This is a genomic window from Achromobacter denitrificans NBRC 15125 (assembly GCF_001571365.1).
GTDB classification, from domain to species: domain Bacteria; phylum Pseudomonadota; class Gammaproteobacteria; order Burkholderiales; family Burkholderiaceae_B; genus Achromobacter; species Achromobacter denitrificans.
This window is the reverse complement of the sequence record NZ_BCTQ01000011.1, coordinates 48,658-63,327: the sequence shown is the minus strand read 5'-3', so window position 1 is coordinate 63,327 and position 14,670 is coordinate 48,658. Positions and strand designations below refer to the sequence as shown.

Below are 14,670 nucleotides of genomic sequence, written 5' to 3'. Positions count from 1 at the left end.
ATAATCAATGGGTTATTGGGTGTTTTTAATGCTGTTTCACGCAGGAAGTTTTACCCGGGCCAGGGGCTTCCTGCTTTTTTTCGGGAAAACCCGCAGAAACTTTTCCCAACGCCAGCGGGTCGCTTAAATGTTCAGGTGAGTGTCAGGCGTCGATGCCAGCCGCATCCGCGCCCGTCCCTGCCGCCTACCCGAGAGCCCCGATGACAGCCTTCCCTGCGCGTTCGTCCGCGAGTTCCATTCCTTTTTCCCGGGATCCCCTGCGATGAGCGGCGCATCGGACGCGGGGCTGGCGGGCGCGCCGGCCGGCCTGTCGGTGATGGACGCCACCATGGTGCTGGTCGGGGTGGTGATCGGCATCGGGATCTTCGGCTTCCCTCCGCTGGTGGCGCAGCACGCCGCCTCCGAGGCGGGGTATATCGCGCTGTGGTGCGCCGGCGGCTTCGTGATGCTGATCGGCGCGCTCTGCTACGGCGAGCTGGGCTCGGCCTATCCGGGCGCGGGCGGCGAGTATCTATACCTCACGCGCGCCTGGGGCCAGCGCGTGGGCCTGATGTTCGCCTGGGCGCGCTGCACCGTGATCCAGACCGGGGCGATCGCGGTGGTCGCCTATATCTATGGCGATTATGCGCAGCGCCTCTGGCCGCTGGGCGCCCATGGCCCCGCCCTGCACGCGGCGATGTCGGTGGTGGCGCTCACCGCCCTGAATGTGGCGGGAACCCGGTATTCCAAACGCCTGCAATGGACGTTCACCATGCTCACGCTGGCCGCGCTGGCCGCCGTGCTCGTCGCCAGCCTGTCCGCCACCGGAGACAGCCCCTTGCAGGGAGAGGCGCCCGTCGCGCTCTCCGGGCATCCGATCGGCCTGATGGGCATGGGCATGGTGTTCGTGCTCTTGACCTACGGCGGATGGAACGAAGCCGCCTACCTCAGCGGCGAACTTCGCGAGCCGGGGCGCAACATGAGTCGCGTGCTACTGATCGGCACCGCGATCGTCACCGGCGCCTATGTGCTCATCAACCTGGCCCTGCTGGAAATCTTCGGCCTGCAGGGCCTGCGCGACACGCCGGCGCTGGGCGCGGACGTGATGCAACTGGCGGCCGGCCCCTATGCGGCCGCGCTCCTCAGCCTGACGATCTGCGCCACCGCGCTCAGCACCATCAACGGCACCATCATCACCGGCGCCCGGGTGTACTGCGCGCTGGGCCGGGACGTGCCGCGCCTGCGCGGCCTGGCCGCCTGGAGCGCGCGCAACGACACGCCGGTGGCCGCCCTGCTGGTCCAGGGCGCGATCACCCTGGCCCTGGTGGCGCTCGGCGCCTTCAGCCAGAACAGCGTGCAGACCATGGTGGCGTACACCGCGCCGGTGTTCTGGATCTTCATGCTGCTGGTGGCGGCGTCGGTGTGGCGGCTTCGGCGGCTGGATCCCGACCGCCCGCGGCCCTTCCGGGTGCCCCTCTATCCCCTGCCCCCCGTCCTGCTGGCGCTGACCTGCGCCGGCCTGGTGTATTCGAGCGCCGTCTACGCGGGAGCCGGCGCCCTGATCGGCCTGGCCGTCCTGGCGGCGGGCCTTCCCATGTTGCGCCTGCTCAAGCCGGGGCCGGCGCGGCCCTAGCCGCGGCGTCCCGGCGGCCGGCTTTTCGAGTCCCACTACGCAAGGAGCCTTCATCATGCAGATCGCGATCCAGTCCCCCGAGCCCGGCTACCGGGTGGCCGCAGCGCGCTGGCGGCGGGCGGCGCACGCCTCGGCGATGGCCCTGGCCCTGTCTTGGGCTTTCGGCGCCGGCGCCCAGACCGCGCCCGCCGCGACGGCGGCCGAGCAGAAGGAATACGTGCCCGACGTCGGGCAGGACGGCAAGGACGTCATCTGGGTGCCCACCCCGCAGACCCTGGTGGACAAGATGCTCGACATGGCCAAGGTCACGCCCAAGGACCGCCTGATGGACCTGGGCTCGGGCGACGGCCGCACGGTGATCACGGCGGCGCAACGCGGCCTCACGGCCCAGGGCATCGAGTACAACCCGGACCTGGTGGAACTGTCGCGCCGCAACGCCGCGCGCGCCGGCGTCGGCGACCGCGCCACCTTCGTGGCCGCCGACCTGTTCGCCACCGACCTCTCCAAGGCCGACGTCATCACCATGTTCCTGCTGTCGACCATCAACGAAAAACTGCGGCCTCGCCTGCTGGAACTGGCGCCCGGCACGCGCGTGGTGTCGAACACCTTCCGCATGGGCGACTGGGAGCCCGACGCCGAGGAGACCGTCACGAAGGACTGCAGCACCTACTGCACCGCGCTGCTGTGGATCGTCCCGGCCAAGGTGCAGGGCAAATGGGAGGTGGGCGGACAGACGCTGCAACTGGACCAGCACTACCAGAAGCTCTCGGGCAAGCTGGGTTCGGTGCCGATTTCCGACGCGCGGATGCATGGCGCCGAAATCGCCTTCACCGTGAACGGCGTGCGCTACACCGGGCTGGTCAACGGCAGGACGATGAGCGGCAAGGCCGCGGGCCAGGGAGACTGGTCGGCCAGGCGCGGCTAGGCCCGGCCAAGGCGGTCACTTGCGCCATCCGGAGCCCATGCAATAGCATCTGTTGCATGAGACGAGACAGCAAACTTTCCGGCGTGCTCCACGTATTGCTCCACATGGCGGAGGCCCCCGGCCCGATGACCTCGGAGGCGCTGGGCAAGGTGATGCAGACCAACCCCGTGGTGATCCGGCGCATCATGGCGGGGCTGCGCGCGCAAGGCCTGGTGCGCTCCGAGAAGGGGCATGGCGGCGGCTGGACGATTTCCTGCGATTTCGCCGCGGTCACCCTGCGCGACATCTACGAGGCCCTGGGCTCGCCGGGGATTTTCGCCATGGGCAACCGCAGCGAATCCCCCGGCTGCCTGGTCGAGGCCGCCGTCAACGCCGCCCTGACCGACGCTTTCGACGACGCCGAAGCGCTGCTGCTGGGCCGCTTCGGCGAGGTAACGCTGGCGGCGCTGAGCCGGGATTTCCATGCCCGGATGCAGGCGCGCGGGCCGGACTGCCCCACGGCGGCGGCCCACGCCTGAGGCCGCCGGGCCCGCCCCCTGCTAGCGCGGGGGGCGTTGCGGGAAGCTGCGCTCGAAAATGCCTTCCGCGATACGGTTCTTCAGGATTTCGATCGATCCGCCCGCGATCATCCAGCCGCGGCAACGGCGCACGCAGTATTCCACCAGCGATTCGCGGCTGTAGCCCAACCCTCCCAGCACTTGCAGGGCGTCGTTGGCGACGTCGAACCCGACCTGGTTGCAGTACGCCTTCGCGATGGCGGTGTCCGTCGCCGACGGAAAACCAGTATCGGCGCCGATGGCGGCGCGGTAGAGCAGGAGCTGGGCGGCGTCGAGCTTGATGCGCATGTCGGCGAACTTCCATTGCAGGCCCTGGAACTCGCACAGCAGGCGTCCGAACTGCTTGCGTTGCATCGCCCAGTTGCGCGCTTCTTCATAGGCATAGCGGCCCAGCGCCAGCGAACGCGCGGTGTTGCCGATGCGCTCCACGTTGAAGCCTGCGATCTGCTTCTTGAAACCGCCCTCGCCCAGGACCACCATGTCGTCCGGGACGAAAACGTTGTCGAAGAAGATTTCCACCCATTCCTCGCCGGACATGAAGGCCGACCGCTTGCCCAGCTTCACGCCTTCGGCGCGGGTCTCGATGAGCACCGATCCGATCCCGCCCGTGCCCGGGCCGAAGCGCACGTAGGCGAGGATGATGCTGGCGTGGGGCCCGTGCGTGGTGAAGATCTTGGTGCCGTTGATGCGCCAGCCGCCTTCGGCCCGGGTGGCGCTGGTCTTGAGCTCGGTGACGGCCGAGCCGGCGTCGGGCTCGGTCATGCCGACGGAGATCAGCCCTTCCCCGGCGAGCAGCGCGGACAGGTATTTCTGCTTTTGCAGGTCGCTGCCATATTCGGCCAGCACGCGGATGGCGCCGAAGTTGCCCGCCTGCACCACGTCGGCGCTGCGCGGGCAGACCGAGGCGACGGTCTCGATCGCGATGACGGCATCCATCAGCGAGCCGCCCACGCCGCCGTCCTCCTGCGAGACGGTGATGCCGAGGAGGCCCTGCTCCGCCATCTTGCGGGCGATATCCCAGGGATAGTCGTCGGAATGGGCGCGTTCGACCGCGCCGTCGCGCAGTTCGCCTTCGGCGAAGCGCCGCACGGCGCTCTGGAAATCCTGTTGTTCGGGAGTCAGCTTGAAGTCCATCTTGTGTGCTTCCTGGTAAGGGGGATTCTGGAATGGGCGTCAGGCCAGGCGAGCCAGGCCGTCCACCGCGACCACGCCCTCGGCGCGGACGAACAGCGGGTTGATTTCGGCTTCCACGACCTGGGCGCCCTGGGCGCAGGCCAGGCGCGAGAATGCGGCGATGGCATGGGCCAGCGCCTCGCAGTCTCCGGCGGGCAGGCCGCGAAAGCCGCGTATCAGACGGGTTTGGCGCACTTCCGCGATCATCTGGCGGGCTTCGTCCAGGCCGACCGGCGCCAGCCGGATCGCGTAGTCGGGCGAGAGTTCCGCGGCGATCCCGCCCGCGCCGAGCAGCACGGTCGGCCCCACCAGCGGGTCGTGGCGGTAGCCCAGGATCATTTCGATCAGGCGGGTTTCCATGGGCTGGACCAGGATGCCGTCCACGCGGGCGGCCGGGGCCAGCCGCGCCACGCTGTCCAGCATGTCGTCCACGGCGGCGCGCAAGGCGCCGGCGTCGGGGATGCCGACGCGCACGGCGCCCATCTCGGTCTTGTGCGCCAGGTCGCGCGAGCAGACCTTGGCAACCACCGGGTACGGCACGGCATGCTTGAGCGCCGCGGGGTCGGCGAGTTCGCCGCCGGCCACCGGCACGCCGAGGTTGCGAAACAGTGCGCCGGCTTCATGTTCGCTCAGCATGCCCTGGCGCGGCAGTCGCGCCGGCCAGGGAAACGCCTCGCCCGCCGCCGGCGGCTGGCCGCCGGCCGTCAGGAACACCGCCAGCGCGTCGGCGCAGGCTTCGGGCGTGCGGAAGGCCGCGATCCCGCCGGCGCGCAACAGGGCCAGCGATTCCGGCGCCTCGGGCGCCAGGAAGACGGCCAGCGGCTTGTCCACGGGCTTGTCCGCCTCCAGCAGGGGCTGGACGGCCAGGCCGGGATGGAACTGCGCGGACGAACCGACCACGCTCAGGACGGCGTCGCACCAGTCGGCGCGCAAGAGGTGTTCGAGCAGCATCCGGTATTGCGCGCTGGTGGCGGCCAGGGTCAGGTCGATGACCGGCGTTTCCCGGATGCGCAGCCCCTGTTCGGCGATGCGGCGCACGAAATCCGCCGGCGGCGCCGCGGCCACCATGCCGTGCAGCCCCAGGTTGTCGACCACGGTGGCCGCGCCGCCGCCGGTGGTGGTGATCACGGCGACGCGGGCGGGACCGCCGGCGCCGGGGCCGGCCGGCCGGGCGCCGGCATGCCTGGACGCCAGCGGCGCCAGCTCGAACAGCGTCTCCAGGTTGCGCACCCGCATGACGCCGTAGGCCTTGAGGAAGGCGTCCACCGCGACGTCGTTGCCGGCCATGGCCCCGGTATGGGACTGCGCGAGCGCATCGCCCTGCTCGGAGCGCCCCAGCTTGTACGCGATCACGGGCTTGCCGGCGGCGCGGGCGCGCGCCAGGGCCCGGGCCAGCGTCGGGGCGTCGCGCAGGGTTTCGAGGAACAGCAGGATCACTTTGGTGCCGGCATCGTCCACCAGCGCGTCCAGCACTTCGCCCACGGTGATGTCGCTTTCGTTGCCGACCGACACCGATTTGGCGAAGCCGAAGCCGCGCGCCGCCGCGCGCGACAGCAGCGACCCCATCATCGAGCCGCTTTGCGATACCAGGCTGATGTCGCCGGGCAGCAGGGTGTCGGCTTCGAACGCGGCATTGACCGAGAGGATGGCGCCAGTATGCAGGTTCGCCGTCCCGATGCTGTTCGGTCCCAGCAGGCGCAGGCCCAGGGCGCGGGCCCGCGCCACCAGGGCGGCCTGGCGCTCCTGGCCTTCGGGGCCGGTCTCGCCGAAACCGTCCGAATAAATGGTCACCACTCGCGCGCCGGCCCGGGCGCAATCGTCCAGCATGGCCGCGACGTCGCTGCCCGGAATCATGACGAAGACGTGGTCTACCGGGCCGGGCAAGCCGACCAGCGAGGGATAGGCTTTTTCACCGAGGATTTCGGCCCGCCCGGCGTTGATGGGATAGACCGCGCCGGGGAAGCCGTGCTTGCGCATGAAGCGCAACGGCCGGGCGGTGTTCTTGCGGGCGTCGCCGGAGGCGCCGACCAGGGCGATGGACCGGGGGGAAAGGAGCGCGTCTGCGAAAGAGGTGTCAGGCATGGATGAGGCGGATGTCATGGATGGGCGTTGGGAAGGCATCAGGATCGGGGCATGTCGGCGGCCAGGCGCAGCGCGCGCACCGGCATGGCGTCCAGGCGCCAGACGGCGTCGCGGAGGGTCTGGGCCCGGGCGCGGCCCAGCACCGGGCCCGCGAGCTCGTCGAATTTGTCGTTGAGCTCGGCGTCGGACAGCGGGGATTCGGGGTCGCCCTTGCGATAAGGCGCAACGTGTTCGAGCACGTCGCCCGCGGCGGTGGTGACCGCCACGCGCGCCGCGCGCATCTTCGGAAAGCCCGCGGTCAGCGCCGGGTCGGCCTGAAGCGCCAGGCGGCGCATCAGCCGGAGCACCCGCGGGTCCGCCAGGCGCGCAGGCGCGAAGGCGTCCAGCCGCACCGAGCCATGGACGAAGGCGTGCGCCACGACGTAAGGCAGGCTGAATTTGGCTTCGAAGGCGGTGGAGGGCGCGAAGTTGCCGGTCACGTCCAACGCCGTTTGATAGGTATCGACGCGGATGGCGGCGATATCGTCGGCGCCCGCTCCGCGCTCGCGCAGGGCCAGGGCGGCGTCGATGGCCGCGAAGGTGTGGCCGCAGCAGCCGTGGTTCTTCTGGGTGATGGACAGGATGTTGTAGCGCTCGCCCAATCCGGCCGTGGCCACGTTCCAGTCCGGGTCGCGCGCCAGCGCCGCGCCGAAGCCGACTTCGCCTTCCAGGATATCGGGCACGCCGGTGATGCCGTGGGCGGCGCCCTGCCCGGCCCGCACCCCGACCGCGGCCGCGTGGCCGGCATGCAGCGCCTTGCTCATGGCGTCGGAGCGGAAAGCCTGCTGCAGGCCGCTGGCCAGGGTGCCGGCGGTGGCCAGCGCGTGCAGCATCGCTTGCGCGTCGCCCGGGGCGCACAGCGCCGCGGCGGCGGCGGCGCTGCCGAAGCAGCCCACGGTGCCCGTGGTGTGGAAGTAGCGGTAGTGGGCGGGCTGCACCGCGGCGCCGATGCGGGTCGAGATTTCGTAGCCGACGACGATGGCGTTGAGCAGTTCGCGCCCGCCGGCGTCGGCCTCTTCGGCCAGGGCCAGCGCGGCGGCGATCGTCGGGCAGCCGGGGTGATAGATCGCGTCGCGGTAGATGTCGTCGAACTCCACTGCGTGCGACACGCTGCCGTTGATCCAGGCGGCGGTGGCCGGAAAGGCGGTGGTGGCGCAACCGGGCAGGCTGGAGCTGCCGGCGCCCAATTCCGCCCCGTGAGCGCCCAGGAGCTGCAGGCAGGGCTGAGTGCGCGTGCCCGGGTACAGCGCCGACAGCCAATCCAGGAAGGCGCGCTTGGCGTGGTGGATGACCTCTTCCGGCAGCCTGGCCTGCGTATCGCGGGCGCCATAGGCGGCAATCGTGTCCAGCAGCATGCGTGTCTCCATCGGTTGTTGCGGCGCGTCAGCGCGCCTTTCGCTTCTGCCGATCACTCTAGGCTTCCCGGGCCGCGCAGCATTGATAAAAAGGAAAAGGAGCGTTCTTGTTCCCGGGGGGCGGAATTGGAGAAGGTTGCTTTGCCAATTTTTCATACCGGCGGCGCGGCGCGCTACGTAAGCTGCATGCAACAACAACACACACACGCAATGCAAAGGAGGAAGTAATGAGCGAGACAAAGACCCCGCTGGGGTTCATCGGCCTGGGCGTCATGGGTGAACCGATGTGCGCCAACCTGGTCCGCAAGTCCGGGCATCCGGTGTATGTGACCGACATCAGCCCCGCGCCGGTCGACCGTATCGCGGAGCTCGGCGGCCATGGGTGCGCCTCGGTGGCCGAGGTCGCCCGCAATGCGGAGATCGTGTTCCTGTCCCTGCCCAGCATCGCGCAGGTGGAGCAGGTCTGCACCGGGCCGGACGGACTGGTCGAGGCCGCCGGGCGCGTGCGCGTCGTGGTGGACATGAGCACCAGCGACGTGGCGCGCACCCGCCAGTTGGCGCAGACCTTGCGCGGCCACGGCATCCTGCTGATCGACGCGCCCGTCGCCCGCATGCGCGAAGCCGCCCGCCAGGGCACGCTGATGATCACCGTGGGCGCCAGCCAGGAAGACTACGAAGCGGTGCTGCCCTACCTGTCGTGCATGGGCACGGACGTGCTGCTGTGCGGCGGGATCGGCAACGGCCAGGTGGTGAAGATCATGAACAACATGGTGGTGTTCATGACCGTGCACGCGCTTGCCGAGGCGATCACGATCGGGCGCAGCGCGGGCGTGGACGGCAAGCTGCTGCTGGACGCGCTGAGCAAGGGGTCGGCGGACAGTTTCGTCCTGCGCAATCCCGGACAGAAGGCGCTTGCCGCCGAAACGTTCCCGGAAAAGACCTTCCCCACGGAGTATGCGATCAAGGACATCCTGCTGGCGCTGGAACTGGCCAGGCAGGGAGAGGTGGACGCGCGCGCCGCCTCCCTGACGCACGACCTGCTCGAACGCACCCGGGCCGCCGGTTACGTCAAGGAGTACTACCCCGTGATGGTCAAGCTCATCGAGCGCGGCTACGCGTAAGGCCCCCAAGTTCTTCCCGGCGGCGCCTCGCGCGCCCCGCTTCCGATCCGAGACAACCATGACTTCACGATTTGCCCGGTGGGCGCTGCCCGCGCTCGCCGCTCTCAGCCTGAACGCGGCCGCGGCCGATTATCCCGTCAAGCCCGTCACCCTGGTGATCGGCTTCACCGCCGGCGGCCCTACCGACGCGGTCGGCCGCTATCTGGCCCGCCAGCTCGAAGCGGAGCTCGGCCAGACCATCGTCGTCGAGAACCGCGCGGGCGCCAATGGCGTGGTGGCGGTCCAGTCCGTCAAGCGCGCCGCCGCCGACGGCTACACCCTGATGCTGGGCAGCAGCGGCACGCTGTCCATCGAACCCGTCTACAAGCAGAAGGTCGACTATCAGGTGCTGAAGGACTTCCAGCCGGTCGCGCTGGTCGCAAGCTACCCCTACCTGCTGGTGGTTCCGGCGAATTCGCCGTTCAAGAGCGTGGGGGAACTGATCGCGGGCGCGCGCAAGACGCCGGGCGCCCTCACCTTCGCGTCGGCCGGCAGCGGCGCGGTGAACCACCTGGCCGGCGAGTGGTTCAAGAGCGCGTCCAAGGTGGATATCACGCACGTGCCCTACAAGGGCGATTCGGCGGCGATCGCCGACCTGGTCGCGGGCCGGGTGGACATGGCCTTCCTGAGCGCCATCGCGGCCATGCCGCAGGTCCAGGCGGGCAAGATGCGCGCGCTGGCGGTCGCCAGCGCCCAGCCTTCCGCCGTGGCGCCGGGGATCCCGACGGTGGCGCAGGCCGCCGGCATCCCGGGCTTCAGCGCCGAGCCGTGGAACGGCGTGCTGGCGCCGGCCGGCCTGCCGCCCGACGTGACCCGGCGCCTGAACGCCGCGATCAACAAGATCATGAGCACCGAGGAATCGCGCGAGGCCCTGCTGAAGCTGGGCCAGTTCCCGATGACGGGCAGCGCGGACGATTTCGCGCAGCACATCCGTTCCCAGACCGAGCGCTGGGCGCAGGTAATACAGGCCGGCAACATCGCCAAGGCGGATTGAATGGAACAGACCCTGAACTACCCCGAACTCGCCCTGTGGATCGACGGCGTCCCCCGCGCCGCCGGCAACCGCCGCACCCTGGAGGTGACCGATCCGGCCACGCTGGCCGTGCTGGGGCGCCTGCCCGTGGCGACCCCCGCCGATATCGACGAAGCGCTGGACCTGGCCCGGCGCAGCTTCCCGCGCTGGCGCGACACGCCGCCCCTGGAGCGCGCCGCGATCCTGCGCCGGGCCGCGGCCCTGATGCGCGAGCGCGGCGCCCTGCTCGCGTGGCTGATCACGCGCGAACTCGGCAAGCCGCTGCCCGAATCGGAAAAAGAGGTGGTGACCGCGGCCGAGATGTTCGAATGGGCCGCCGAGGAAGCCCGCCGCACGTACGGCCGCATCATTCCCGGCCGGGTCGCCGGCATCCGCCAGATGGCGATACCGGAGCCGGGCGGCCCGGTCGCGGCCTTTTCGGGCTGGAATGCGCCCGCCATCACGCCGTCGCGCAAGATCGCCGGCGCGCTGGCGGCGGGCTGCTCCATCGTGATCAAGCCGTCGGAGGAAACCCCGGCGATCGCGTTGGAGATCGCCCGCGCCCTGGCGGACGCCGGGCTGCCGGCGGGTGTGCTCGGCATGGTGTTCGGCGATCCCGGCGAGATTTCGCGCCGGCTGATCGAATCGCCCGTGACCCGCATGGTCACGTTCACCGGGTCCACCTCCATCGGCCGCGAACTGGCGACGCTGGCCGCGGCCGGGCTCAAGCGCGCCACGCTCGAACTGGGCGGGCATGCCCCGGTGCTGGTATTCGACGATGCCGATCCCGAGGCGGCGGCGGACGCGGTGCTGGCCGCCAAGCTGCGCAACTCCGGACAGATCTGCACCTCGCCCACGCGCCTGTACGTGCAGCACGGCGTGTACGAGCGCTTCGTCGAACGCCTGGCCGAGCGCGCGCGCGGCTGGCGCGTCGGCAATGGGCTGGAAGCCGGCGTGCAGATGGGGCCGCTGGCCAATCCGCGGCGCCTGGCGGCGATGGAATCCATGGTGTCGGACGCGCTGGCGCGCGGCGCGGGCCTTGCCGCCGGCGGCGCCCGGCTCGACCTGCCGGGCTGGTTCTGGGCGCCGACCGTGCTGCGCGATGCCGGCAACGACTGCCTGGCGGCCAATACCGAACCCTTCGGCCCGCTGGCGCTGGTGCATCCCTTCCAGGACCTGGAGGAAGGGCTGGCGCTGGCGAACCGCCTGCCGTTCGGACTGGCTTCCTATGTGTACACGCGGGATTCGGGCATCGCCCGCCAGGCCACCGAACGCATCGAAAGCGGAGTCGTCTGCGTGAACCACTGCCAGGCCTCGCTGCCGGAGACGCCCTTCGGCGGCGTCAAGGACAGCGGGCTGGGCAAGGAAGGCGGCGTGGAAGGCCTGCAGGAGTTCATGCAGGTCAAGTACGTGAGCCAGATGTGAGCCAACCCAAGGAGAAGACCATGAATAAGAAGATCACGCTGCTGATGGCGCTCGCGGCCTGCGCCGGCGCGGCGCAGGCGCAGCCGTCCGACGGCATTTCCGATGGCATCGTGCGCATCGGGGTGCTGACGGATATGTCCGGCGCCTATTCGGGCAACGTCGGCCCCGGTTCGGTGCTGGCCACCAAGCTGGCTGTGGAAGACTTCGGCGGCAAGGTGCTGGGCAAGCCGGTGGAAATCGTGTCGGCGGATCACCTGAACAAGACCGACGTGGCCGCCGGCCGCGCCCGCGAATGGATGGACCGCGAGAAGGTCGACGTGGTGACCGAGCTGGGCAACAGCGCGGTGGCGCTGGCCGTCATGAACATCGCCCGCGAGAAAGGCCGCATGACGATGGTGACGGGCGCGGGCGCCACCCGGATCACGGGCGAGGACTGCTCGCCCAACAACGTCCAATGGGTGTACGACACCTACGCCCTGGCCAAGGTGGGCACCCTGCCCCTGGTCGAGGCCGGCGCCAAGAAGTGGTATTTCGTCACCGCGGACTATGCCTTCGGCCATTCGCTGGAGGGCGACGGCATGCGCTTCGTGAAGGATGGCGGAGGCGCGGTCGCCGGCTCGGTCCGCTACCCGTTCCCGGGGACGGACTTCGCCTCCTTCCTGCTGGCCGCGCAATCCAGCAAGGCGGATGCGGTGGCGTTCGCCAGCGCCGGGGCCGATCTGCAAAACGAGATCAAGCAGGCGCGCGAGTTCGGGCTGGCGGAACGGCAGAAGCTGGTCGCCATGCTGATGAGCATTACCGACGTGCACGGCGTGGGCCTGGAGGCCGCCCAGGGCATGACCTTCGCCGAGACCTTCTACTGGGACATGGACGATGAGACCCGCGCCTTCGCGCAGCGTTTCTTCAAGGCGTCCAACAAGATGCCGACCGCCTTGCAGGCCGGCCAGTACTCGGCCGTGCTGAATTACCTGCGCGCGGTGGAGAAGTCCGGGTCCGACAACGTGGACGTCGTCATGCGGACGTTGCGGACCATGCCCATCCGCGATGCCTTCGCGCGCAACGCGCGGCTGCGCGAGGACGGCAAGCTGATCCACGACACCTATGTGGTCGAGGTCAAGGCCCCCAAGGAGTCCAGGGGCGCCTGGGACTACTACAAGGTCGTCAAGACGGTGCCGGGCGAGCAGGCCTTCATGCCGCTGTCGGAAAGCCAGTGCAAGCTGGTGAAGGCGCCGTGAACGGGACGCCGGCCGAGCCGGCCGCCCTGCCCGTCTACGAGGTGTATGCGATCCGCTACGCCAGCGTGAAGCGGCGGGCGGCCGACAACTTCCTGACCCGCGCCGACGAGCACGACGGACCGATGGCCCTGGACTTCTATTGCTGGCTGTTGCGCGGCGCGGGCCGCACCGTGCTGGTGGACACCGGGTTCAGCGCCTGCTCGGCGCGCGCCCGGGGGCGTGAATTCAGCCTGCCGCCCGAAGCCGCGCTGGCGCGCCTGGGCGTGGCGCCCGAGGCGGTCGAGGATGTGGTCCTGACGCATCTGCACTACGACCACGCGGGCAACGTCGACGCCTACCCGCGGGCGCGAATCCACCTTCAGGAAGCGGAAATGCACTACGCCACGGGGCGCTACATGTGCTTCGAGGCGATGCGGCATTTCTTCTCGGCCGAAGACGTGCAGGCGGTGGTGCGCCGCGTCTATGCCGGCCGGGTGCGCTTCCATGACGGCGATTCGCGCCTGGCCCCGGGCCTGGAACTCTACCGGATAGGCGGCCATACCCCCGGGCTGCAGGTGCTGCGGGTGCATACCGCGAGGGGCTGGGTGGTGCTGGCTTCCGACGCTCTGCACTATTACCGCAACTACACGGACAGCAATCCCTTTCCCGCCATCTTCCATGTGGGGGATATGCTGGAAGGCTATGCGCGCATCCGCTCGCTGGCCGATTCGGACGCCCACATCGTGCCCGGCCACGATCCCCTGGTGGCGCAACGCTATCCGCCGGCCGACGCCGGCGGCGGCATCTACCGGCTGCACGAGCCGCCGGCGTGACGAGGAACGCACTATGCAAGAAGACGACTTCATTCTTCATCGACTGGCCGACGCCGTGAACGGGCGTGAGCGGCTGGTCTGGCGGGGCCGCCACCTGAACACGGTATTCATGCTGGAGTCCGGCGAGTCGGCCCATCTGATCACGGTGGCCGGCGGCCGCATCGCCGAGGTGCGCCGGGGGCCTTTCGTCATGCCGCGCTGGGATTTCGCGCTGCGGGCGCGCGCCGAGGACTGGGCGGTGTTCTGGACGCCCGCTCCGCCGCCCGGTTTCCATGACCTGATGGCGATGATCAAGTTCCGCCGCCTGCGCGCGGAAGGCGATCTCTACCCCTTCATGTCCCATCTGCTGTATTTCAAGGAGGTGCTGGCCTGCCCACGCACTCAAGGAGCATCCTCGTGAATCCGCAACACGCCGCATTCGAGCCCATCGTCGGCCGCTACCTGCAACTGCCGCTGGGCGGGCGCGCCCATCGCGTCTACGTCGAGGAAGCCGGCAGCGGGACGCCCCTGCTGTGCCTGCATACCGCCGGGGCCGATACGCGCCAGTACCGGGCCGTGATGAACGATCCGGAGATCCTCGGCCGCTTTCGCGTCATCGCCTTCGACCTGCCCTGGCACGGCAAGTCCTCGCCGCCCGAGGGCTGGCACGAGGAAACCTATCGGCTGACCTCGCAGGACTATGCCCAGGCCGTGCTCGGCGTGGCCGATGCGCTCGCGCTCGAACGGCCGCTGGTCATGGGCTGCTCGATCGGCGGCAGGATGGTGCTGCACCTGGCGCTGGAGCACGCGCAGCGTTTCGGCGGCGCGATCGGCCTGCAGTCCGGCGCCCACGTGGACCCCTACTACGATCTGGAATGGCTGAACCGGCCCGACGTGCACGGCGGCGAAGTCTGCGCCGGCATCGTATCGGGGCTGGTGGGCCCCGGCAGCCCCGACCGGCACCGCTGGGAAACGCTGTGGCACTACATGCAGAGCGGGCCGGGCGTATTCAAGGGGGACCTGCACTTCTATACCGCCGACGGCGACATCCGCGAGCGCGTCGCCGACATCGATACGCGGCGCTGCCCGCTCTGGCTCCTGACCGGCGAATACGACTATTCCTGCACGCCGCAGGATACCGAGTTCCTGGCGGGCCGCATCGCGGGCGCGAAGTGGCAGATCATGGAGGGCATGGGGCACTTCCCGATGAGCGAGGATCCGGACCGCTTCCTGGCTTATCTGCGCCCGGTGCTGGCGGAGGCGGCGGCCGCCCGCCAGGCGGGGAGTATGAACAGGCCCTAGCC

13 protein-coding genes are annotated in these 14,670 nt (G+C 69.6%); 10 read left to right on the top strand and 3 right to left on the bottom strand.

Annotation, left to right across the window (positions count from 1 at the left end):
* Window positions 1-262 precede the first annotated feature (262 nt).
* The 3 genes from ADE01S_RS11555 to ADE01S_RS11545 are packed head-to-tail and all read left to right on the top strand — an operon-like array spanning window position 263 to window position 3,055.
* A complete protein-coding gene (locus ADE01S_RS11555) occupies window positions 263-1,612 on the top strand; it encodes an APC family permease (RefSeq protein WP_062681836.1) in 1,350 nt (449 codons plus the stop codon).
* Window positions 1,613-1,667: 55 nt separating this feature from the next.
* Entirely contained in the window at window positions 1,668-2,537 is an 870-nt protein-coding gene (locus ADE01S_RS11550) for an SAM-dependent methyltransferase (RefSeq protein WP_082775762.1), read from the top strand.
* 56 nt (window positions 2,538-2,593) lie between these two features.
* Window positions 2,594-3,055, top strand: a complete 462-nt coding sequence (locus ADE01S_RS11545) for an Rrf2 family transcriptional regulator (RefSeq protein WP_062681835.1) — start codon at window positions 2,594-2,596, stop codon at window positions 3,053-3,055.
* A gap of 21 nt (window positions 3,056-3,076) precedes the next feature.
* Here the strand turns inward: ADE01S_RS11545 and ADE01S_RS11540 are convergent, their stop codons facing one another.
* The 3 genes from ADE01S_RS11540 to ADE01S_RS11530 are packed head-to-tail and all read right to left on the bottom strand — an operon-like array spanning window position 3,077 to window position 7,743.
* Entirely contained in the window at window positions 3,077-4,228 is a 1,152-nt protein-coding gene (locus tag ADE01S_RS11540) for an acyl-CoA dehydrogenase family protein (protein ID WP_062681834.1), read from the bottom strand.
* A gap of 39 nt (window positions 4,229-4,267) precedes the next feature.
* Complete coding sequence (locus ADE01S_RS11535) at window positions 4,268-6,349, bottom strand: acetate--CoA ligase family protein (RefSeq protein WP_242663427.1); 2,082 nt, start codon at window positions 6,347-6,349, stop codon at window positions 4,268-4,270.
* 38 nt (window positions 6,350-6,387) lie between these two features.
* Window positions 6,388-7,743 carry an MmgE/PrpD family protein gene (locus ADE01S_RS11530; protein WP_062681832.1) on the bottom strand — a complete coding sequence of 452 codons (1,356 nt, stop codon included), beginning with the start codon at window positions 7,741-7,743 and terminating at the stop codon, window positions 6,388-6,390.
* Window positions 7,744-7,970: 227 nt separating this feature from the next.
* Between ADE01S_RS11530 and ADE01S_RS11525 the strand changes: the two genes are divergently transcribed.
* From ADE01S_RS11525 to ADE01S_RS11495, 7 genes are read left to right on the top strand one after another with little or no spacing between them, the layout of a single operon-like run.
* Entirely contained in the window at window positions 7,971-8,864 is an 894-nt protein-coding gene (locus tag ADE01S_RS11525; RefSeq protein ID WP_062681831.1) for an NAD(P)-dependent oxidoreductase, read from the top strand.
* A 58-nt stretch (window positions 8,865-8,922) separates the two neighbouring features.
* The gene (locus ADE01S_RS11520) at window positions 8,923-9,897 is read left to right on the top strand and encodes a Bug family tripartite tricarboxylate transporter substrate binding protein (RefSeq protein WP_062681830.1); all 975 of its coding nucleotides are present in this window, start codon (window positions 8,923-8,925) and stop codon (window positions 9,895-9,897) included.
* Window positions 9,898-11,340, top strand: coding sequence for an NAD-dependent succinate-semialdehyde dehydrogenase (locus ADE01S_RS11515; protein ID WP_062681829.1), 1,443 nt, complete (start codon window positions 9,898-9,900; stop codon window positions 11,338-11,340). It abuts the gene before it with no gap.
* Between the two features lie 20 nt (window positions 11,341-11,360).
* Window positions 11,361-12,575, top strand: a complete 1,215-nt coding sequence (locus tag ADE01S_RS11510) for an ABC transporter substrate-binding protein (protein ID WP_062681828.1) — start codon at window positions 11,361-11,363, stop codon at window positions 12,573-12,575.
* The gene (locus ADE01S_RS11505; protein ID WP_242663426.1) at window positions 12,551-13,387 is read left to right on the top strand and encodes an N-acyl homoserine lactonase family protein; all 837 of its coding nucleotides are present in this window, start codon (window positions 12,551-12,553) and stop codon (window positions 13,385-13,387) included. Before ADE01S_RS11510 ends, ADE01S_RS11505 begins: the two co-directional genes overlap by 25 nt.
* 13 nt (window positions 13,388-13,400) lie before the next feature.
* Window positions 13,401-13,787: a hypothetical protein gene (locus ADE01S_RS11500; protein ID WP_062681827.1), complete on the top strand. Its 387-nt coding sequence runs from the start codon at window positions 13,401-13,403 to the stop codon at window positions 13,785-13,787.
* Window positions 13,784-14,668, top strand: coding sequence for an alpha/beta fold hydrolase (locus tag ADE01S_RS11495; RefSeq protein WP_062681826.1), 885 nt, complete (start codon window positions 13,784-13,786; stop codon window positions 14,666-14,668). The genes ADE01S_RS11500 and ADE01S_RS11495 overlap by 4 nt, the downstream gene beginning before the upstream one ends.
* The last annotated feature ends 2 nt before the right edge of the window (window positions 14,669-14,670 follow it).

Excerpts from the sequence above, each read along its gene's own strand:
- ADE01S_RS11555 (WP_062681836.1), top strand. The coding sequence starts at position 263 with ATGAGCGGCGCATCGGACGCGGGGCTGGCGGGCGCGCCGGCCGGCCTG.
- ADE01S_RS11550 (WP_082775762.1), top strand. The coding sequence starts at position 1,668 with ATGCAGATCGCGATCCAGTCCCCCGAGCCCGGCTACCGGGTGGCCGCA.
- ADE01S_RS11545 (WP_062681835.1), top strand. The coding sequence starts at position 2,594 with ATGAGACGAGACAGCAAACTTTCCGGCGTGCTCCACGTATTGCTCCAC.
- ADE01S_RS11540 (WP_062681834.1), bottom strand. The coding sequence starts at position 4,228 with ATGGACTTCAAGCTGACTCCCGAACAACAGGATTTCCAGAGCGCCGTG.
- ADE01S_RS11535 (WP_242663427.1), bottom strand. The coding sequence starts at position 6,349 with ATGCCTGACACCTCTTTCGCAGACGCGCTCCTTTCCCCCCGGTCCATC.
- ADE01S_RS11530 (WP_062681832.1), bottom strand. The coding sequence starts at position 7,743 with ATGCTGCTGGACACGATTGCCGCCTATGGCGCCCGCGATACGCAGGCC.
- ADE01S_RS11525 (WP_062681831.1), top strand. The coding sequence starts at position 7,971 with ATGAGCGAGACAAAGACCCCGCTGGGGTTCATCGGCCTGGGCGTCATG.
- ADE01S_RS11520 (WP_062681830.1), top strand. The coding sequence starts at position 8,923 with ATGACTTCACGATTTGCCCGGTGGGCGCTGCCCGCGCTCGCCGCTCTC.
- ADE01S_RS11515 (WP_062681829.1), top strand. The coding sequence starts at position 9,898 with ATGGAACAGACCCTGAACTACCCCGAACTCGCCCTGTGGATCGACGGC.
- ADE01S_RS11510 (WP_062681828.1), top strand. The coding sequence starts at position 11,361 with ATGAATAAGAAGATCACGCTGCTGATGGCGCTCGCGGCCTGCGCCGGC.
- ADE01S_RS11500 (WP_062681827.1), top strand. The coding sequence starts at position 13,401 with ATGCAAGAAGACGACTTCATTCTTCATCGACTGGCCGACGCCGTGAAC.